The sequence below is a fragment of the Sphingobium sp. OAS761 genome (assembly GCF_024168485.1).
Classification (GTDB): domain Bacteria; phylum Pseudomonadota; class Alphaproteobacteria; order Sphingomonadales; family Sphingomonadaceae; genus Sphingobium.
The window spans coordinates 242,672-259,489 of record NZ_JALJVY010000002.1 but is presented as its reverse complement, the minus strand read 5'-3'; the positions used below and the strand labels follow the sequence as shown (position 1 = coordinate 259,489).

27 protein-coding genes are annotated in these 16,818 nt (G+C 64.2%); 25 read left to right on the top strand and 2 right to left on the bottom strand.

All coding sequences use genetic code 11. The features are described 5' to 3' along the window. Positions 1–65: 65 nt before the first annotated feature. Together J3E64_RS04010 and J3E64_RS04005 are read right to left on the bottom strand one after the other, a co-directional pair. Positions 66–491: a polymer-forming cytoskeletal protein gene (locus J3E64_RS04010; protein WP_253339998.1), complete on the bottom strand. Its 426-nt coding sequence runs from the start codon at positions 489–491 to the stop codon at positions 66–68. Continuing rightward, the gene (locus tag J3E64_RS04005; RefSeq protein ID WP_253339996.1) at positions 430–1,566 is read right to left on the bottom strand and encodes a M23 family metallopeptidase; all 1,137 of its coding nucleotides are present in this window, start codon (positions 1,564–1,566) and stop codon (positions 430–432) included. Before J3E64_RS04005 ends, J3E64_RS04010 begins: the two co-directional genes overlap by 62 nt. A gap of 481 nt (positions 1,567–2,047) precedes the next feature. On the opposite strand from J3E64_RS04005, the gene rpsL reads away from it, so the two are divergent. The 25 genes from rpsL to rplO all read left to right on the top strand — a co-directional run bounded on the left by rpsL (position 2,048) and on the right by rplO (position 16,785). Continuing rightward, positions 2,048–2,419, top strand: a complete 372-nt coding sequence (rpsL, locus tag J3E64_RS04000) for a 30S ribosomal protein S12 (RefSeq protein ID WP_253339994.1) — start codon at positions 2,048–2,050, stop codon at positions 2,417–2,419. 18 nt (positions 2,420–2,437) lie between these two features. Next, entirely contained in the window at positions 2,438–2,908 is a 471-nt protein-coding gene (gene rpsG / locus J3E64_RS03995; protein WP_253339992.1) for a 30S ribosomal protein S7, read from the top strand. 158 nt (positions 2,909–3,066) lie between these two features. Then, entirely contained in the window at positions 3,067–5,139 is a 2,073-nt protein-coding gene (fusA, locus tag J3E64_RS03990; protein WP_253339990.1) for an elongation factor G, read from the top strand. A 136-nt stretch (positions 5,140–5,275) separates the two neighbouring features. Then, positions 5,276–6,466, top strand: a complete 1,191-nt coding sequence (gene tuf, locus J3E64_RS03985) for an elongation factor Tu (protein WP_253339988.1) — start codon at positions 5,276–5,278, stop codon at positions 6,464–6,466. A gap of 208 nt (positions 6,467–6,674) precedes the next feature. Then, positions 6,675–6,983 (top strand): 30S ribosomal protein S10, encoded by a 309-nt coding sequence (rpsJ, locus tag J3E64_RS03980; protein WP_007686587.1) that lies wholly within the window; start codon positions 6,675–6,677, stop codon positions 6,981–6,983. Positions 6,984–7,279: 296 nt separating this feature from the next. Next, the gene (gene rplC, locus J3E64_RS03975; RefSeq protein WP_253340283.1) at positions 7,280–8,035 is read left to right on the top strand and encodes a 50S ribosomal protein L3; all 756 of its coding nucleotides are present in this window, start codon (positions 7,280–7,282) and stop codon (positions 8,033–8,035) included. Between the two features lie 3 nt (positions 8,036–8,038). Further along, positions 8,039–8,662: a 50S ribosomal protein L4 gene (gene rplD / locus J3E64_RS03970; protein WP_253339987.1), complete on the top strand. Its 624-nt coding sequence runs from the start codon at positions 8,039–8,041 to the stop codon at positions 8,660–8,662. Continuing rightward, complete coding sequence (locus J3E64_RS03965; protein ID WP_253339979.1) at positions 8,655–8,969, top strand: 50S ribosomal protein L23; 315 nt, start codon at positions 8,655–8,657, stop codon at positions 8,967–8,969. Before rplD ends, J3E64_RS03965 begins: the two co-directional genes overlap by 8 nt. A gap of 10 nt (positions 8,970–8,979) precedes the next feature. Further along, positions 8,980–9,816 (top strand): 50S ribosomal protein L2, encoded by an 837-nt coding sequence (gene rplB / locus J3E64_RS03960; protein ID WP_253339977.1) that lies wholly within the window; start codon positions 8,980–8,982, stop codon positions 9,814–9,816. Between the two features lie 5 nt (positions 9,817–9,821). Next, complete coding sequence (gene rpsS / locus J3E64_RS03955; RefSeq protein ID WP_253339975.1) at positions 9,822–10,100, top strand: 30S ribosomal protein S19; 279 nt, start codon at positions 9,822–9,824, stop codon at positions 10,098–10,100. Beyond that, complete coding sequence (gene rplV, locus J3E64_RS03950) at positions 10,100–10,486, top strand: 50S ribosomal protein L22 (RefSeq protein ID WP_009820636.1); 387 nt, start codon at positions 10,100–10,102, stop codon at positions 10,484–10,486. Before rpsS ends, rplV begins: the two co-directional genes overlap by 1 nt. 4 nt (positions 10,487–10,490) lie before the next feature. Continuing rightward, complete coding sequence (rpsC, locus tag J3E64_RS03945) at positions 10,491–11,186, top strand: 30S ribosomal protein S3 (protein WP_253339973.1); 696 nt, start codon at positions 10,491–10,493, stop codon at positions 11,184–11,186. A 21-nt stretch (positions 11,187–11,207) separates the two neighbouring features. Next, complete coding sequence (rplP, locus tag J3E64_RS03940; RefSeq protein WP_007686573.1) at positions 11,208–11,639, top strand: 50S ribosomal protein L16; 432 nt, start codon at positions 11,208–11,210, stop codon at positions 11,637–11,639. Positions 11,640–11,642: 3 nt separating this feature from the next. Next, entirely contained in the window at positions 11,643–11,843 is a 201-nt protein-coding gene (rpmC, locus tag J3E64_RS03935; protein WP_253339971.1) for a 50S ribosomal protein L29, read from the top strand. Positions 11,844–11,856: 13 nt separating this feature from the next. After that, positions 11,857–12,120: a 30S ribosomal protein S17 gene (gene rpsQ / locus J3E64_RS03930; protein WP_253339969.1), complete on the top strand. Its 264-nt coding sequence runs from the start codon at positions 11,857–11,859 to the stop codon at positions 12,118–12,120. Positions 12,121–12,284: 164 nt separating this feature from the next. Next, positions 12,285–12,653, top strand: coding sequence for a 50S ribosomal protein L14 (rplN, locus tag J3E64_RS03925; RefSeq protein ID WP_009820640.1), 369 nt, complete (start codon positions 12,285–12,287; stop codon positions 12,651–12,653). Next, the gene (gene rplX, locus J3E64_RS03920; protein WP_253339967.1) at positions 12,653–12,964 is read left to right on the top strand and encodes a 50S ribosomal protein L24; all 312 of its coding nucleotides are present in this window, start codon (positions 12,653–12,655) and stop codon (positions 12,962–12,964) included. The genes rplN and rplX overlap by 1 nt, the downstream gene beginning before the upstream one ends. Beyond that, positions 12,964–13,536, top strand: coding sequence for a 50S ribosomal protein L5 (gene rplE, locus J3E64_RS03915; protein WP_253339965.1), 573 nt, complete (start codon positions 12,964–12,966; stop codon positions 13,534–13,536). Before rplX ends, rplE begins: the two co-directional genes overlap by 1 nt. A gap of 53 nt (positions 13,537–13,589) precedes the next feature. Further along, positions 13,590–13,895 carry a 30S ribosomal protein S14 gene (gene rpsN / locus J3E64_RS03910; RefSeq protein WP_253339963.1) on the top strand — a complete coding sequence of 102 codons (306 nt, stop codon included), beginning with the start codon at positions 13,590–13,592 and terminating at the stop codon, positions 13,893–13,895. 12 nt (positions 13,896–13,907) lie between these two features. Further along, complete coding sequence (gene rpsH / locus J3E64_RS03905; protein WP_253339961.1) at positions 13,908–14,303, top strand: 30S ribosomal protein S8; 396 nt, start codon at positions 13,908–13,910, stop codon at positions 14,301–14,303. Continuing rightward, complete coding sequence (gene rplF / locus J3E64_RS03900; RefSeq protein ID WP_253339959.1) at positions 14,303–14,836, top strand: 50S ribosomal protein L6; 534 nt, start codon at positions 14,303–14,305, stop codon at positions 14,834–14,836. Before rpsH ends, rplF begins: the two co-directional genes overlap by 1 nt. Before the next feature lies 1 nt (position 14,837). Continuing rightward, complete coding sequence (gene rplR / locus J3E64_RS03895; protein ID WP_253339958.1) at positions 14,838–15,203, top strand: 50S ribosomal protein L18; 366 nt, start codon at positions 14,838–14,840, stop codon at positions 15,201–15,203. Position 15,204: 1 nt separating this feature from the next. Then, the gene (gene rpsE / locus J3E64_RS03890) at positions 15,205–15,924 is read left to right on the top strand and encodes a 30S ribosomal protein S5 (protein ID WP_253339950.1); all 720 of its coding nucleotides are present in this window, start codon (positions 15,205–15,207) and stop codon (positions 15,922–15,924) included. 6 nt (positions 15,925–15,930) lie between these two features. After that, a complete protein-coding gene (gene rpmD / locus J3E64_RS03885; protein WP_253339948.1) occupies positions 15,931–16,107 on the top strand; it encodes a 50S ribosomal protein L30 in 177 nt (58 codons plus the stop codon). A 156-nt stretch (positions 16,108–16,263) separates the two neighbouring features. Then, positions 16,264–16,785 (top strand): 50S ribosomal protein L15, encoded by a 522-nt coding sequence (gene rplO / locus J3E64_RS03880; protein WP_253339946.1) that lies wholly within the window; start codon positions 16,264–16,266, stop codon positions 16,783–16,785. Positions 16,786–16,818 lie beyond the last annotated feature (33 nt).

Here is a 16,818-nt window from a genome sequence, read left to right as displayed (position 1 = left end):
TTCCCGGTTGGGGTGAGGTGCGCCCGATACGGGCCGTGCCTGCGGACGACCAGTGACAAATATCGTTAGGCCGCGCCCTCATTGGCGATCAGCTTCAATTCGCCGCCTCCGGCTGCCGCGTCCTTGGGTGTGAAATGTCCCTCGATACGGCTGCCCGGCTCTATGGTGATCCGTTCGTAGCGCACGTCGCCGGTGATGCGGGCGGTGCTTTCCACCACCAGCTCGTCGGCGCTGATGGAGCCGTCCACCAGCCCGGCGAGCCGCGCGCTCCTGGCCGTCACATGGCCGCTGATCCGGCTGTCCGCGCCCTGCACCAGCGACGCGCAGCTGATGTCGCCGTCGACAACGCCGTCGACATGCAGGTCGACCGACGCCGCGATATTGCCCGTGATGGTGACGTCGGTGCCGATCAGCGAGAAGGGCGTATGCCTAGCTCCGGTTGCCGATGTCGGCGAAGCGGGCCTTGGCGAGCTGCTGGACTTCGAGAACATCTTCGCGGGCCTCCAGGAAACGACGGGGGTTGATGGCCTGGCCGTTCAGCCGGACCTCGAAATGCAGGTGGGTGCCGGTCGACCGGCCGGTCGATCCCATCCGGCCGATCGTCTCGCCGCGCAACACCTTCTGGCCGACGCGGGCGCCGAAGCCCGACAGATGGGCGTAACGGGTCATGATGCCGTTGCCATGTTCCACCTCGACGACATTGCCATAGCCCTGGCGCTGGCCGACGAAGCTGACGCGGCCCCGCGCGGCGGCCTCGATCGGCTGGCCGTAGCGGCCGGGGAAATCGATACCCGCGTGGAACGCGGCGCGTCCGTTGAAAGGGTCCCGCCGATAGCCGTAGGAACTGGTTTCCATCGGCGCCGCCGTGGGCTTGCCCGACGGGATGGCGATCAGGCTGCGCTCCAGATATTCCATCCGGTCGAGCGCGTCGGCCAGTTTTTCCAGCTCCCCGGTCAGGGCGCTCTTTTCGCCCTTCCACGGCAGGAAGGGACCACCCTGCGCCCGCGCGGCGCCGCGCATCAGCGTATCGGGATTGAGGCCGAAGCTGCGGATCGCGGCCGCTGCCTTGTCAGCGCGGCGGTCGACCGCGGCGGTCAGGCGCTGCGCGAACTGGCGCTGGCGCTGTTCCAGCCGGATCAGCGGCGCGGCTTCGGGCGCCATGCTGATCTTGGTCTTGAGTTCGGGGCCCTTGTCCGCCTTGGCATCGCCAACCAGCCCCGTGGCCGTCGCCTTGCCGCCATCCGACCCGAAATGGGTGCGATAGACGTCTTCCATGAAATCCTGGCGCGCTTCCAGGTCCTCGGCCAGATCCTCGACCGACCGGCGATAATCGGCGACCTTGCTGGCGGCCTTCGCGACCGTTTCGCCCCGTTTGGCCAGGGCCGCCCGTTCGACCGCAACCGACGCGCTGTTGACGGCCATGGCCAGCGTCGCGCCGCCCCAGCCCAGCAGGGCGGCGCCCAGCGCGGCGACGCCCAGCATCTGCGCCCGGCGCGATACGCGGATGAACTTCACCCGTCCGCCCGATCGCAGGAATATTTCGCGCTCGGCGAACAGCGCGTTCATGCGCGTTCGAAGAGCCGCCGCTCTCGACCCGTTTTTCTGCGACAATGCTGACCCCATGCTCTTTTCGACTCGGGCGCGTAGCAAAGGCGGCCCTGCGGGGCGAATCCATCGTTGCGAAGACGTGACGAGTCGAGCGGGTGGCGGGACGAAATGAGCAAGCGTCGATTTTGTTCCGTGGCCTTGAAATTATTTTATGGCTATCCCGCCGGCGCGTCGATGCCTGCGCGCGGCCGGCCCCGGCCTCGCTTGACCGCCCGGCCGCGCATCGCTATAGGCGCGCCAGCCCAGCGGCCTGCCGTGCGAAGACTCGTCTCCTCGCGTCAATTTTCTGGGCGAACATTAGAGCTGAACATTGCCGGGTGCTCTTGCGGCTCCAGGGGGCTTTCGCCCACCGGGGCCTTTGCCGTTTGGAGGAATGTCCTCCGTGCGGCATGGAACACGGGAATGCCCAGGTAAAGTAACTGAAAAGGTGAAGGGCTTCATGCCAACGATCAACCAGCTGGTCCGCAAGGGCCGCGAACCGCAGAAGGCCAAGTCGAAGGTCCCTGCGATGGAAGCGAACCCGCAGAAGCGCGGCGTTTGCACCCGCGTCTACACGACGACCCCGAAGAAGCCGAACTCGGCGCTTCGCAAGGTGGCGAAGGTTCGCCTCGTCAACCAGCGCGAAGTCATCACCTATATCCCGGGTGAGGGCCACAATCTTCAGGAGCACTCGGTCGTGCTGATCCGTGGCGGCCGCGTGCGCGACCTTCCCGGTGTGCGCTATCACGTGCTGCGCGGCGTTCTGGATACCCAGGGCGTCAAGGACCGCAAGCAGAGCCGTTCCAAGTACGGCGCGAAGCGTCCGAAGTAAGAAGGGGAGACCAGTAAAATGTCACGTCGTCGTCGCCCCGAAAAGCGCATCATCCTTCCCGATCCCAAGTTCGGGGATGTCGTGCTTTCGAAGTTCATGAACAGCATCATGCAGGACGGCAAGAAGGCCGTCGCCGAACAGATCGTCTATGGCGCTCTCGACACCGTCGAGGCCCGTGCCAAGAAGGATCCGATCGGCATGTTCCACGATGCGCTGAACAATGTGAAGCCGGGCATCGAGGTCCGCAGCCGCCGCGTCGGCGGTGCGACCTATCAGGTCCCTGTCGAAGTGCGCCCCGAGCGCGCCCAGGCGCTGGCCATCCGCTGGCTGATCACCGCCGCGCGCAACCGCAGCGAAACCACGATGGCCGCGCGCCTGTCGGGTGAGCTGCTGGACGCCGCCAACAACCGCGGCAATGCCGTCAAGAAGCGCGAAGACACGCACCGCATGGCGGAAGCGAACCGCGCCTTCTCGCACTACCGTTGGTAAAGAGGGGCGCGGGCGCCTATATGCCCGCTGTCTCCAACAGGTTCTGAAGATCGGTCCGTTCGTCAGGGGTGCTACCCATGGCGAACGGATTGGTTTAGGGGCCACGCGCAGAACAACCGAATCCCCAACCGCCGGTGCGCCGGCAACGGAGAAGCATCATGGCCCGCAGCCATCCGCTTGAACGCTACCGCAATTTCGGCATCATGGCCCACATCGACGCCGGCAAGACCACCACGACCGAGCGTATCCTTTACTACACCGGCAAGTCCTACAAGATCGGCGAAGTCCATGACGGCGCCGCCACCATGGACTGGATGGAGCAGGAGCAGGAGCGTGGCATCACCATCACGTCGGCTGCGACCACCTGTTTCTGGAACGACCACCGGCTGAACATCATCGACACGCCCGGTCACGTCGACTTCACGATCGAGGTCGAGCGCTCGCTGCGCGTGCTCGACGGCGCGGTCGCCGCGTTCGACGGCGTTGCGGGCGTCGAGCCCCAGTCGGAAACCGTGTGGCGCCAGGCGGACAAGTACAAGGTGCCGCGGATGTGCTTCATCAACAAGCTCGACCGCACCGGCGCCGACTTCTATTATTGCGTGCAGACGATCATCGATCGCCTGGGTGCGACCCCGGCTGTCCTGTACCTGCCCATCGGCGCCGAGTCGGACTTCAAGGGTCTGGTCGACCTGGTCGAAAACCGCGCGATCATCTGGAAGGACGAGAATCTGGGTGCCGAGTTCACCTATGAGGAAATCCCCGCCGATCTCGCCGACAAGGCCGCCGAATATCGCGAAAAGCTGATCGAACTCGCCGTCGAACAGGACGACGAGGCGATGGAAGCCTATCTCGAAGGCAACCTGCCCGACACCGCCACGCTGAAGAAGCTGATCCGCAAGGGCACGCTGGACCAGGCGTTCACGCCGGTGCTGTGCGGCAGCGCGTTCAAGAACAAGGGCGTCCAGCCGCTGCTCGACGCGGTCGTCGACTATCTGCCTTCGCCGCTCGACATTCCCGACGTGCAGGGCATCAACCCCGACACGGACCAGCCCGACAGCCGCGCGACCGCCGACGATGCGCCCTTCTCCGGCCTGGCGTTCAAGATCATGAACGATCCCTTCGTCGGATCGCTCACCTTCCTGCGCGTCTATTCGGGCACGCTGACCAAGGGCACCTATCTGAACTCGGTCAAGGACAAGAAGGAAAAGATCGGCCGCATGCTGCTGATGCATGCCAACAGCCGTGAAGACGTCGATACGGCCTATGCCGGCGACATCGTCGCGCTGGCCGGCATGAAGGAAACCACCACGGGCGATACGCTGTGCGCCGAACGCCAGCCGATCATCCTGGAGCGCATGGAATTCCCCGAGCCGGTCATCGAGCTGTCGGTCGAACCCAAGACCAAGGCCGACCAGGAAAAGATGGGCATCGCGCTCAACCGCCTGGCCGCGGAGGACCCGTCCTTCCGCGTATCGACCGATCACGAATCGGGCCAGACCATCATCAAGGGCATGGGCGAACTTCACCTTGAAATCCTGGTCGACCGCATGAAGCGCGAGTTCAAGGTCGAGGCGAATGTCGGCGCGCCGCAGGTCGCCTATCGCGAATATCTGAGCAAGAAGGTCGACATCGACTACACCCACAAGAAGCAGTCGGGTGGTTCGGGCCAGTTCGGTCGCGTCAAGGCGACCGTGGTCCCCGGCGAGCGCGGCAGCGGCTTCCAGTTTTTCGACGAGATCAAGGGCGGCAACATCCCGCGCGAATATATCCCGTCGGTGGAAAAGGGCTTCCGCGAGACGGCCGAGACCGGCCATCTCATCGGCTTTCCGATCATCGACTTCGAAGTCCATCTGACGGACGGCGCCTACCATGACGTCGACTCGTCGGCCCTGGCCTTCGAAATCTGTGCCCGCGGCGCCATGCGCGAAGCGGCCGGGAAGTCGGGCATCAAGCTGCTCGAGCCGGTCATGAAGGTCGAGGTCGTGACCCCGGAGGAATATCTGGGCGACGTCATCGGCGACATGAACAGCCGTCGCGGCCAGATCCAGGGCACCGACACCCGCGGCAACGCGCAGGTGGTGGAGGCCATGGTGCCGCTGGCCAACATGTTCGGCTATGTGAACACGCTGCGGTCCTTCACCCAGGGGCGTGCGAACTATTCGATGATCTTCTCGCACTATGACGAAGTGCCGCAGAATGTGGCGGACGAAGTGAAGGCGAAGATGGCCTGACGATTTTCCCGGTCCGGCCCGCGCAAATGGGTCGGATTGGGGCTGGTATTCTCGAAATTTGCTGCTATGGACGCGCCTTCGCAAGGCGCGGCCGAGCGGTCAAACCCCATCGGATTTGATTAGAAGGTAGGAAAAAATGGCTAAGGCTAAGTTTGAGCGGAACAAGCCGCACTGCAACATCGGCACGATCGGTCACGTCGACCATGGCAAGACCTCGCTGACCGCCGCCATCACCAAGGTCCTCGCCGAAACCGGCGGCGCGACCTTCGTCGACTATGCCAACATCGACAAGGCGCCCGAAGAGCGCGAACGCGGTATCACCATTTCGACCGCCCACGTCGAATATGAAACCGAAGCGCGTCACTATGCACACGTCGACTGCCCCGGCCACGCTGACTATGTGAAGAACATGATCACCGGCGCCGCGCAGATGGACGGTGCGATCCTGGTCGTGTCGGCCACCGACGGCCCGATGCCGCAGACCCGCGAGCACATCCTGCTCGCCCGCCAGGTCGGCGTGCCGCAGCTCGTCGTGTTCATGAACAAGGTCGACCTGGTCGACGACGCCGAAATCCTCGAGCTGGTCGAGCTGGAAATCCGCGAGCTGCTGAGCAGCTACGATTTCGACGGCGACAACATTCCCGTCATCCCCGGCTCGGCCAAGGCTGCCCTGGACGGCGTCAACGAAGAGCTCGGCCGCGGCGCCGTGCTGAAGCTGATGGCGGCCGTTGACTCGTTCATTCCGCAGCCCGAGCGCCCGGTCGACAAGCCGTTCCTGATGCCGATCGAAGACGTGTTCTCGATCTCGGGCCGCGGCACCGTCGTCACCGGCCGCGTCGAAACCGGCATCGTCAAGGTTGGCGAGGAAGTCGAGATCGTCGGCCTCAAGGACACGCAGAAGACCACCGTCACCGGCGTCGAAATGTTCCGCAAGCTGCTCGACCAGGGTGAAGCCGGCGACAACATCGGCGCGCTGATCCGTGGCGTGAAGCGTGAGGAAGTCGAGCGCGGTCAGGTTCTGGCCAAGCCCGGCACGATCACCCCGCACACCGAATTCGACGCCGAAGTCTACGTGCTGTCGAAGGAAGAAGGCGGCCGTCACACCCCGTTCTTCGCGAACTATCGTCCGCAGTTCTACTTCCGCACCACCGACGTGACCGGCGAAGTGATCCTGCCCGAAGGCACCGAGATGGTCATGCCCGGCGACAATGTGAAGCTCGGCGTCAAGCTGATCGCCCCGATCGCCATGGACCAGGGCCTGCGCTTCGCGATCCGCGAAGGCGGCCGCACCGTGGGTGCAGGGGTTGTCGGTACGATCTCGAAGTAATATAGGACCGCAGCGGCGCGAATCGCCTGATTCGCGCCGCTCGGCTTTTTCGCCGCCCCGGATCGCCTTTCTCCGGCTCGCATGAGCTAGAAGGGCCAGAAACGGGGCGGTAAATTTTTGTTGGCGCATTTTCACAAATCATCGGCTGCTCCGGCTGGTTTTTGAAAATGCTCCGGGTTTTTGGCTCTTTCGCATCGGTACAGGAACAATGGACAGCAACATCCGCATTCGCCTCAAGGCGTTCGATCATCGCGTGCTCGATCAGGCGACCGGCGACATCGCCGACACCGCCCGCCGCACCGGCGCCCTTATCCGCGGTCCCATTCCCCTGCCGACGCGCATCGAAAAGTTCACGGTCAACCGCGGCCCGCACATCGACAAGAAGTCGCGCGAGCAGTTCGAGGTCCGCACCTACAAGCGCATGCTTGACATTGTGCAGCCGACGCCGCAGACGGTCGACGCGTTGATGAAGCTGGACCTCGCGGCCGGCGTGAACGTCGAGATCAAGCTGGCCTGATAGCCGGCAAGTCCCTGCCTTCCTGACCGGAGGCAGGGTATCGGGTATTTCGTCCCCGGACGAAAACTCAAACGACACAAGGGATACCGCACGGCCCCACCGGTGAACCGGGACGGCGCGTGGTCCTGGTCCCCCGTCGCCTTTCCCGGGAGGGATCGGCATCCAACCCGGACGGGGTGATCTATATTTTGGGTTGGGCCGCGAAGGAGTGATCCTGAGCGGTTTTTTCGTTGGATACGCCCGCTGCCCATTTTCTGGAAAAGAGGTGGGGCGGGCCTCTATGGGAGTAATCGGTGATGCGCACAGGCGTGATCGCTAAGAAAGTCGGGATGACCCGTCTGTTCCAGGAGGACGGACGTCATGTTCCCGTTACGGTTCTGGCCCTTGAGGGCAATCAGGTCGTGGCCCGCAAGGAAACCGATCGTGACGGCTATGTCGCCGTCCAGCTCGGTGCCGGCGTTGCCAAGGTCAAGAATGTCGCCAAGCCGCAGCGCGGCCACTTCGCGAAGGCCGAAGTCGAGCCCAAGGCCCGTCTGGTCGAATTTCGTGTCGCCGAGGACGCGCTCCTCGATGTCGGCGCCGAAATCGCCGCGGACCATTTCGTTGCCGGCCAGCTGGTCGACGTCGCCGGCCATACCCAGGGTAAGGGTTTCGCCGGTGCGATGAAGCGCTGGGGTTTCGGCGGCATGCGCGCCACCCACGGCGTCTCGATCAGCCACCGTGCCCATGGTTCGACCGGTAACCGCCAGGATCCCGGCCGCGTCTTCAAGAACAAGAAGATGGCCGGTCACATGGGTGATCGCGAGCGGACCCAGCAGAATCTCGAGATCGTGCGCACCGACGTCGAGCGCGGCCTCCTGTTCGTCAAGGGCAGCGTTCCGGGTGCCAAGGGCACCTGGCTGACGGTCAGCGACGCGGTGAAGGTGCCGCGCCATGCCGACGCGCCCTATCCGGCCAGCCTGAAGGCGGCCGCCAACAGCAATAACGCTCCGGCCGAGACGCCCGCGGAAGACGCGGCCGCTCCCGAAGCGACCGAAGGCCAGGAGGGCTAAACCATGAAGGTCAATGTACAGACCCTCGACGCGCAGGCCGCCGGCGAGCTGGAGCTGAACGATGCCGTGTTCGGCGTCGAGCCCCGCACCGACATCCTGCACCGCGTCGTCACCTGGCAGCTGGAAAAGCGTCGCGCTCCGGCCCGCGCCACCCGCGAACGTTCGGACGTTGCCCGCACCGGCAAGAAGTTCGGCCGTCAGAAGGGTGGCGGCACCGCCCGTCACGGCGACCGCAAGGCGCCGATCTTCATCGGCGGTGGTAAGGCGCACGGCGCCCGCGCCCGCGATTTCGGTCACGACCTCAACAAGAAGGTCCGTGCCCTGGGCCTGAAGATGGCGCTGTCGGCCAAGGCCAAGGACGGTTCGCTGATCGTTCTGGACAGCTTCGACGTGGCGGAAGGCAAGACGAAGAACCTCGTCGCGCACCTCGCCAAGCTGAACGTGTCGAAGGCGCTGTTCATCGACGGCGACGCGGTGAACGTCAGCTTCGCGAAGGCATCGGCCAACATCATCGGCGTGAACCTGCTGCCGGCCGTCGGCGCCAACGTCTACGACATCCTGAAGGCCGATTCGCTGGTGCTCACCCGCGCCGCGGTCGAAAAGCTGGAGGCCCGTTTCAATGGCTAAGAAAGAAGCCGCGACCGTGGACAACCGTCATTTCGACGTCGTTGTCGCGCCGGTCATCACCGAGAAGTCGACCCTTCTCTCCGAAAACAACGCCGTTGTTTTCAAGGTCGCCAACAATGCGTCCAAGCCGGAGATCAAGGCGGCTGTCGAAGCCCTGTTCGGCGTGACCGTGAAGGCGGTCAACACGCTGGTCCAGAAGGGCAAGGTCAAGCGCTGGAAGGGCAAGCCCTACAAGCGCAACGACGTGAAGAAGGCGATCGTGACGCTGGCCGAAGGCCAGTCCATCGACGTCACCACCGGAATCTGAGGCGGGATAGATGGCACTCAAGCACTATAATCCGACCAGTCCCGCGCAGCGCGGCCTGATCCTCGTCGACAAGTCGAGCCTGCACAAGGGCAAGCCCGTCAAGGCGCTGACCGAAGGCAAGCGCAAGACCGGTGGCCGCAACAACAAGGGCCATGTGACTTCGCGCGGTATCGCCGGCGGTCACAAGCAGCGCTATCGCATCATCGACTTCAAGCGTCGCCTGTGGGACGTGGAAGGCACGGTCGAGCGTCTGGAATATGACCCCAACCGCACGGCCTTCATCGCGCTGGTCAACTATCCCGACGGCACCCAGGCCTATATCCTGGCGCCGCAGCGTCTGGCGCCGGGCGACAAGATCGTCGCGGGCAAGAAGACCGACGTGAAGCCGGGCAACGCGATGGAGCTGGGCCAGATGCCGGTCGGCACCATTATCCACAATATCGAGATGAAGCCGGGCAAGGGCGGCCAGCTCTGCCGTTCGGCGGGCACCTATGCCCAGCTCGTCGGTCGCGATCGCGGCATGGTGATGGTCCGCCTGTCGTCGGGCGAGCAGCGCTACATCCGTTCGGACTGCATGGGCACCGTGGGCGCCGTGTCGAACCCCGACAACGCCAACACGAACCTCGCCAAGGCCGGCCGTAACCGCTGGCTGGGCAAGCGCCCGCTGACGCGCGGCGTTGCGAAGAACCCGGTCGACCACCCGCACGGTGGTGGCGAAGGCCGGACCTCGGGCGGCCGTCACCCGGTTACCCCCTGGGGCAAGCCGACGAAGGGTGCGCGCACCCGTCACAACAAGGCAACGGACAAGTTCATCATCCGTAGCCGCCACGCGAAGAAGAAGAGGTAAGCGAGATGGCTCGTTCCGTCTGGAAAGGTCCGTTCGTGGACCTCAGCCTTCTGAAGAAGGCGGAAGCCGCGCAGGACGTTGGTTCGAAGGCCGGCCCGATCAAGACCTGGTCGCGTCGGTCCACCATCCTGCCGCAGTTCGTCGGTCTGACGTTCAACGTCTATAACGGCCGCAAGCATGTTCCGGTGTCCGTCAACGAGGATATGGTGGGTCACAAGCTGGGCGAATTCGCCCCGACCCGCTACTTCCCCGGCCACGCCGCCGACAAGAAGGGCAAGCGCTAATGAGCAAGGAAAAGGCTCCCCGTCGCGTCGCCGACAACGAGGCGCTGGCCGTCGGCACGCAGATCCGCGGTTCGGCGCAGAAGCTGAACCTGGTCGCCACGCTCATCCGCGGCCGCAAGGTCGAGGACGCGCTGAACATCCTCGCCTTCTCGAAGAAGGCGATGGCGGTCGACGTGCGCAAGGTGCTGGCTTCGGCCATCGCCAATGCGGAAAACAATCACAATCTGGACGTCGACGCGCTGGTCGTCGCGGAAGCATCGGTGGGCAAGAGCTTCACCATGAAGCGCTTCCACGCCCGCGGCCGCGGCAAGTCGACCCGGATCCTCAAGCCCTTCAGCCGCGTGCGCATCGTCGTGCGTGAAGCTGGCGAAGAAGCGGAGGCGTAAGCACATGGGTCACAAGAGCAACCCGATCGGTCTGCGCCTGCAGATCAACCGCACCTGGGACAGCCGCTGGTTCGCGGAAGGCCAGGATTATGGCCGTCTTCTGCTGGAGGATCTGAAGATCCGCCAGTATATCATGAAGACCCTGCCGCAGGCCGCGATCTCCAAGGTCGTGATCGAACGCCCGGCCAAGCTGTGCCGCGTTTCGATCTACGCCGCCCGCCCCGGTGTCATCATCGGCAAGAAGGGCGCCGACATCGAAAAGCTTCGCAAGAAGCTGGGCGCGCTGACCTCGTCCGACGTGTCGCTGAACATCGTCGAAATCCGCAAGCCGGAAGTCGATTCGAAGCTGGTGGCGCAGGGCATCGCGGATCAGCTGGAACGCCGTGTCGCGTTCCGCCGTGCGATGAAGCGCGCGGTGCAGTCGGCCCTGCGTCTGGGTGCCGAAGGCATCAAGATCACCTGCGGCGGCCGTCTGGGCGGCGCGGAGATCGCCCGTGTCGAATGGTATCGCGAAGGCCGCGTTCCGCTGCACACGCTGCGCGCGAACGTCGACTATGCCGAAGCCGAAGCCCACACCGCCTATGGCGTCTGCGGCATCAAGGTCTGGATCTTCAAGGGTGAAATCCTTGGTCATGATCCGATGGCTACCGACCGGCTGATGCTGGAGGCTCAGACCTCCGGCGTGCGCCCGGCGCGCTGAAGATAAGAAGGTAATAGCGTCATGCTGCAACCGAAAAAAATGAAGTTCCGCAAGACCTTCAAGGGCCGGATCAAGGGCGACGCCAAGGGCGGTTCGGCTCTGAACTTCGGCGCCTATGGTCTCAAGGCCCTGGAACCCGAGCGCGTCACCGCCCGCCAGATCGAGGCGGCCCGCCGCGCGATCCAGCGCCACCTTCGCCGTCAGGGCCGTCTGTGGATCCGCGTCTTCCCCGACGTGCCGGTGTCCAAGAAGCCGGCCGAAGTCCGTCAGGGCAAGGGCAAGGGTTCGGTCGAATATTGGGCGGCCCGGGTGAAGCCCGGCCGCATCCTGTTCGAACTGGACGGCGTGCCTGGCCCGCTGGCAGCAGAGGCTTTCTCGCGCGCCGCGATGAAGCTGCCCATCAAGACCAAGGTCGTCGCCCGCCTCGGCGACACCTCGCACCTGGAGGGTTAAGCCGTGGCGAACGTCGCAGACCTCAAGACCAAGACGGACGACGAACTGTCGACCGAACTCAACAACCTGAAGCGCGAGCAGTTCAACCTGCGTTTCCAGGCGGCCACCAACCAGCTGGAAAAGCCCAGCCGGGTGCGTGAAGTCCGCCGGTCGATCGCTCAGATCATGACGCTGCAGGGCGAACGCGCCCGCGCCGCGAAATAAGGAAGGAAACACGATGCCCAAGCGCGTGCTGACGGGAACGGTCGTTTCCGACAAGACCGACAAGACGGTGGTGGTTCGCGTGGAGCGCAAGGTAAAGCACGCGCTCTACGGCAAGATCATCCGTCGTTCGAAGAAATATCATGCCCATGACGAGGGCAACGCCTACAAGGAAGGCGAGACGGTCCGCATCGAGGAGACCGCCCCGATTTCCAAGCTCAAGACCTGGAAGGTCATCGAGCGGGTGGACACGCACAAGTCGCCCGAAACGGCGGCCTGAGGCCAGTCACCGCCGGAAGGCGTGAAATTTCGGACGCGGGGCTGGCCTTTTCGGTAGGAAAGGGTTACAGGCCCGCGCTTCGTGTTTCGAATCTTCCGGTCGAACACGAAATTCGGAACCGCCGGGAATGACCTCGGTAGGCCAAATGAGAAGGAACCGGATCCATGATCCAGATGCAATCCAATCTTGACGTCGCTGACAATAGCGGCGCCAAGCGCGTCCAGTGCATCAAGGTGCTGGGCGGCTCGAAGCGGCGCTTCGCGGGCGTGGGCGACATCATCGTCGTCTCGATCAAGGAAGCCCAGCCGCGCGGCAAGGTGAAGAAGGGTGACGTGCACCGCGCCGTCATCGTGCGCACCGCCAAGGATGTCCGTCGCGCCGATGGCAGCGTCATTCGTTTCGACGGCAACGCCGCCGTGCTCATCAACAAGAACGAGGAGCCGATCGGCACCCGTATCTTCGGCCCGGTCGTTCGCGAACTGCGCGCCAAGAAGCACATGAAGATCATCAGCCTTGCTCCTGAGGTGCTGTAATGAGCGCTGCTAGAATCAAGAAGGGCGACAAGGTCGTTGTGCTGGCCGGCAAGGACAAGGGCCGTACCGGTTCCGTCCTGCAGGTGATGCCCAAGGACGACAAGGTGCTCGTCGAGGGCATCAACGTCCACGCGCGTCATCGCAAGCCCGACCAGTCGAACCCGCAGGGTGGCATCGACCGCAAGCCGGCGCCGCTGCACATTTCGAACGTCGCTGTCGCCGACAAGGATGGCAAGCCGACCCGCGTCCGTTTCGAGGATCGCGACGGCAAGAAGGTCCGCGTCGCCGTCAAGTCCGGTGAGGTGCTGTAATGGCCGACAAATATATTCCCCGCTCGAAGGCGCTGTACGACGCCGAGATCGCCAAGGCGCTGACCGAGAAGTTCGGTTACAAGAACGTCATGGAAGTCCCCCGGATCGAGAAGATCACGCTCAACATGGGCGTGGGCGAGGCGACTCAGGACAAGAAGAAGGTCACGTCCGCCGCGGAAGAGATGGAACTGATCGCCGGCCAGAAGCCGGTCATCACCAAGGCGAAGAAGTCGATCGCGCAGTTCAAGCTGCGTGAAGGCATGCCGATCGGTGCCAAGGTCACGCTGCGCCGCGAGCGCATGTATGAATTCCTGGACCGGCTGATCAACATCGCGCTCCCCCGCGTGCGCGACTTCCGGGGCCTGAACCCGAAGAGCTTCGACGGCCGTGGCAACTATGCCTTCGGCATCAAGGAGCAGATCATCTTCCCGGAGATCAACTATGACCGCATCGACAAGGTGCGCGGCATGGACATCATCGTGACCACCACGGCGAAGACGGACGATGAAGCGCGCGAACTGCTGCGCCTCTTCGGCTTCCCCTTCCCGATCGAAGAGAAGCAGGCGGCCTGAACGGGTCCCGCTTCTCTCCCGAAACGCTTAAGCTAAGGAAGAGAACTTAAGTCATGGCGAAACTGAGTTCGATCAACAAGAATGAGCGCCGCAAGAAGCTGGTGAAGAAATATGCCGGCCGCTATGCGAAGCTCAAGGCGATCGCGAACGACACGTCGGCGGACGATACCGACCGGCTGATCGCGCGCCTGAAGATGGCGGAAATTCCCCGCAACGGCAATCCGACCCGCGTGCGCAACCGCTGCGAGCTGACGGGCCGTCCCCGGGCTTATTACCGCAAGTTCCGTCTCTGCCGCGTGCAGCTGCGCGATCTGGCCAACAAGGGCCTGATCCCCGGCGTCACGAAGTCGAGCTGGTAAGGATATCATCAGATGGCATTGACCGATCCCCTGGGTGATATGCTCACCCGCATCCGTAACGGGCAGCAGGCGAAGAAGGACAGCGTGGTCACCCCCGCCTCCAAGCTTCGCGCCCGCGTCCTCGACGTGCTTCAGCGCGAAGGTTATATCCGCGGCTATTCGGAAGAAGCCGTGGGCAGCCATCCCGGCCTGCGCATCGAGCTGAAATATTTCGAGGGCCAGCCGGCGATCAAGCATGTCGCCCGCGTGTCCAAGCCCGGTCGCCGCGTCTATTCGGGGTCGAAGGACCTGCCGATCGTGCGCAACGGCCTGGGCATCACCATTGTTTCGACGCCCCGCGGCGTTCTGTCCGACGCCGAGGCGCGCGACCAGAATGTCGGCGGCGAAGTGCTGGCGGAGGTGTTCTGATGAGCCGGACTGGCAAGAAACCGGTCACCATGCCGTCGGGCGTGACCGCACAGATCGCCGATGGACAGCTGTCGGTGAAGGGGCCCAAGGGCACCCTCGCCATGCCGCTGTCCGACGAGGTGAGCTACAGCATCGAGGATGGCGTCATCGCGGTGAAGCCCGCCAATGACGGCAAGCGCGCCCGTGCCTTCTGGGGCATGCAGCGCACCCTGATCCAGAATCTGATCACCGGCGTCACCGACGGCTTCTCCAAGAAGCTGCTGATCACCGGTGTCGGCTACCGCGCCAATGCCCAGGGCAAGACCCTGAAGCTTCAGCTCGGCTACAGCCACGACGTCGATTTCCCGGTGCCCGAGGGCATCGAGATCAAGACGCCGGACAACACCACGGTCGAGATCAGTGGTATCGACAAGCAGAAGGTTGGCCAGGTGGCCGCCGAGATCCGTCGCTGGCGCAAGCCCGAGCCCTATAAGGGCAAGGGCATCAAGTATGACGGCGAGTTCATCTTCCGCAAGGAAGGGAAGAAGAAGTAAGATGGCCAAGCTTTCCCTCTTCGAGCGGCGTCGTCGCCGCGTTCGCACCACGCTCAAGGCGCGTTCGGGCGCTAAGCCCCGTCTCAGCGTCCATCGCTCGGGCCGTCACATCTACGCCCAGGTCATCGACGACGCGGCCGGCAAGACCGTCGCCGCCGCCTCGACCCTGGACAAGGATGTCGGCGCCAAGGCTCTGGGCAAGACCGGCGCTACCGCCGAAGCCGCTGCCGATGTCGGCAAGCGCGTCGCCGCCGCGGCGACCGCTGCGGGCGTGACCAGGGTCGTGTTCGACCGTGGCGGCTTCCTTTTCCATGGCCGCGTCAAGGCGCTGGCCGATGCCGCCCGCGAGGGCGGGCTGGAGTTCTGATATGGCTGACGAAAACGAAATCCAGGCCCAGCCGGGCGCACCCGCCGCCGTCGAAGGTGGCGAGCAGCAGCAGCAGACTGAAGGTCGTGGTCGTGGCCGTGGCCGTGGCGGTGATCGCAACCGTGGCGAACGCGGCGGCCGTGGCCGTCGCGACGATCGTCGCGGCAACCGCGACGAGGAGCAGGGCGAGGAACTGATCGAGAAGCTGGTGCACATCAACCGCGTCTCGAAGACCGTCAAGGGCGGCAAGCGCTTCGGTTTCGCCGCGCTGGTCGTCGTGGGCGACGGCAAGGGTCGTGCCGGCTTCGGCCATGGCAAGGCCCGCGAAGTGCCCGAAGCCATCAGCAAGGCGACCGCTGCGGCCAAGAAGGCGATGGTTCGCGTTCCGCTGAAGGAAGGGCGCACCCTGCACCATGACGGCAAGGGCCATTTCGGCGCCGGCAAGGTGACCGTGCGGTCGGCTCCGGCCGGTACGGGCATCATCGCGGGCGGCCCGATGCGCGCCGTCTTCGAAAGCCTGGGCGTCGCGGACGTGGTGACCAAGTCGGTCGGTACGTCGAACCCCTACAACATGATCCGGGCGACCTTCCAGGCGCTGGGCGAACAGACCAGCCCCAAGTCGGTGGCGCAGCGTCGCGGCAAGAAGGTCGCCGATCTTCTGCGTCGCGGTGGCGCCTCGGCCGAAGTCGCGCAGGCCGACGCCGAAGCGATTGCGGAGTAAGACAGCATGGCGAAGATCAAGATCAAGCAGATCGGTTCGCCGATCCGTCGCCCCGCCGACCAGAAGAAGATTCTGATCGGTCTGGGCCTGGGCAAGATGCATCGTGTGGTGGAACTGGAAGACACGGCGGAAGTCCGCGGTGCGATCCGCAAGCTGCCGCACATGGTGGAAGTGGTCGAGTAAAGACCGTCATCCCGGCGAAGGCCGGGATCTTAAACCGCCGGGTGTGACCCTGACAGGATGCGCCCGGCCTCACGAGGCCCCAGCCTTCGCTGGGGCTCCGGCCCGATCCGTAAGGATCGGGCCTTCGCGCGACAAAAGCGAAAGCGAGTGCAAGACATGAAACTGAACGAAATCAATGACAATGCCGGTGCCCGCAAGGGCCGGATGCGCGTCGGCCGTGGTATCGGCTCGGGCAAGGGCAAGACCGCCGGTCGCGGCCAGAAGGGTGCCAAGGCACGTTCGGGCGTCAGCATCAACGGCTTCGAAGGCGGCCAGATGCCGCTCCACATGCGCCTGCCGAAGCGCGGCTTCAACAACATCTTCGCCAAGGATTACGCGATCGTGAACCTGGGTGAAGTGCAGAAGGCGATCGACGCCGGCAAGCTGGATGCTGCCGCCACCGTCGATCACGCCGCGCTCAAGGCCGCCAATCTTGCCCGCGGCGGCAAGGACGGTGTGCGTCTGCTGGGCAAGGGCGAACTGACCGCGAAGATCGGTTTCCTGGTTGCCGGCGCGTCGAAGGGGGCTGTCGAGGCCGTCGAGAAGGCGGGCGGCAAGGTCGAGGTGATCGCCGTCGTTCCCGCCGCCGAGAAGGCCGCAGCCAAGAAGGGCACCGCCAAGGCCGCCAAGAAGGCCTGATAGGCGCCTTTGCAGTCTTGCAAGCTTGACCCC

Excerpts from the sequence above, each read along its gene's own strand:
- J3E64_RS04010 (WP_253339998.1), bottom strand. The coding sequence starts at position 491 with ATGTTCTCGAAGTCCAGCAGCTCGCCAAGGCCCGCTTCGCCGACATCG.
- J3E64_RS04005 (WP_253339996.1), bottom strand. The coding sequence starts at position 1,566 with ATGAACGCGCTGTTCGCCGAGCGCGAAATATTCCTGCGATCGGGCGGA.
- rpsL (WP_253339994.1), top strand. The coding sequence starts at position 2,048 with ATGCCAACGATCAACCAGCTGGTCCGCAAGGGCCGCGAACCGCAGAAG.
- rpsG (WP_253339992.1), top strand. The coding sequence starts at position 2,438 with ATGTCACGTCGTCGTCGCCCCGAAAAGCGCATCATCCTTCCCGATCCC.
- fusA (WP_253339990.1), top strand. The coding sequence starts at position 3,067 with ATGGCCCGCAGCCATCCGCTTGAACGCTACCGCAATTTCGGCATCATG.
- tuf (WP_253339988.1), top strand. The coding sequence starts at position 5,276 with ATGGCTAAGGCTAAGTTTGAGCGGAACAAGCCGCACTGCAACATCGGC.
- rpsJ (WP_007686587.1), top strand. The coding sequence starts at position 6,675 with ATGGACAGCAACATCCGCATTCGCCTCAAGGCGTTCGATCATCGCGTG.
- rplC (WP_253340283.1), top strand. The coding sequence starts at position 7,280 with ATGCGCACAGGCGTGATCGCTAAGAAAGTCGGGATGACCCGTCTGTTC.
- rplD (WP_253339987.1), top strand. The coding sequence starts at position 8,039 with ATGAAGGTCAATGTACAGACCCTCGACGCGCAGGCCGCCGGCGAGCTG.
- J3E64_RS03965 (WP_253339979.1), top strand. The coding sequence starts at position 8,655 with ATGGCTAAGAAAGAAGCCGCGACCGTGGACAACCGTCATTTCGACGTC.
- rplB (WP_253339977.1), top strand. The coding sequence starts at position 8,980 with ATGGCACTCAAGCACTATAATCCGACCAGTCCCGCGCAGCGCGGCCTG.
- rpsS (WP_253339975.1), top strand. The coding sequence starts at position 9,822 with ATGGCTCGTTCCGTCTGGAAAGGTCCGTTCGTGGACCTCAGCCTTCTG.
- rplV (WP_009820636.1), top strand. The coding sequence starts at position 10,100 with ATGAGCAAGGAAAAGGCTCCCCGTCGCGTCGCCGACAACGAGGCGCTG.
- rpsC (WP_253339973.1), top strand. The coding sequence starts at position 10,491 with ATGGGTCACAAGAGCAACCCGATCGGTCTGCGCCTGCAGATCAACCGC.
- rplP (WP_007686573.1), top strand. The coding sequence starts at position 11,208 with ATGCTGCAACCGAAAAAAATGAAGTTCCGCAAGACCTTCAAGGGCCGG.
- rpsQ (WP_253339969.1), top strand. The coding sequence starts at position 11,857 with ATGCCCAAGCGCGTGCTGACGGGAACGGTCGTTTCCGACAAGACCGAC.
- rplN (WP_009820640.1), top strand. The coding sequence starts at position 12,285 with ATGATCCAGATGCAATCCAATCTTGACGTCGCTGACAATAGCGGCGCC.
- rplX (WP_253339967.1), top strand. The coding sequence starts at position 12,653 with ATGAGCGCTGCTAGAATCAAGAAGGGCGACAAGGTCGTTGTGCTGGCC.
- rplE (WP_253339965.1), top strand. The coding sequence starts at position 12,964 with ATGGCCGACAAATATATTCCCCGCTCGAAGGCGCTGTACGACGCCGAG.
- rpsN (WP_253339963.1), top strand. The coding sequence starts at position 13,590 with ATGGCGAAACTGAGTTCGATCAACAAGAATGAGCGCCGCAAGAAGCTG.
- rpsH (WP_253339961.1), top strand. The coding sequence starts at position 13,908 with ATGGCATTGACCGATCCCCTGGGTGATATGCTCACCCGCATCCGTAAC.
- rplF (WP_253339959.1), top strand. The coding sequence starts at position 14,303 with ATGAGCCGGACTGGCAAGAAACCGGTCACCATGCCGTCGGGCGTGACC.
- rplR (WP_253339958.1), top strand. The coding sequence starts at position 14,838 with ATGGCCAAGCTTTCCCTCTTCGAGCGGCGTCGTCGCCGCGTTCGCACC.
- rpsE (WP_253339950.1), top strand. The coding sequence starts at position 15,205 with ATGGCTGACGAAAACGAAATCCAGGCCCAGCCGGGCGCACCCGCCGCC.
- rpmD (WP_253339948.1), top strand. The coding sequence starts at position 15,931 with ATGGCGAAGATCAAGATCAAGCAGATCGGTTCGCCGATCCGTCGCCCC.
- rplO (WP_253339946.1), top strand. The coding sequence starts at position 16,264 with ATGAAACTGAACGAAATCAATGACAATGCCGGTGCCCGCAAGGGCCGG.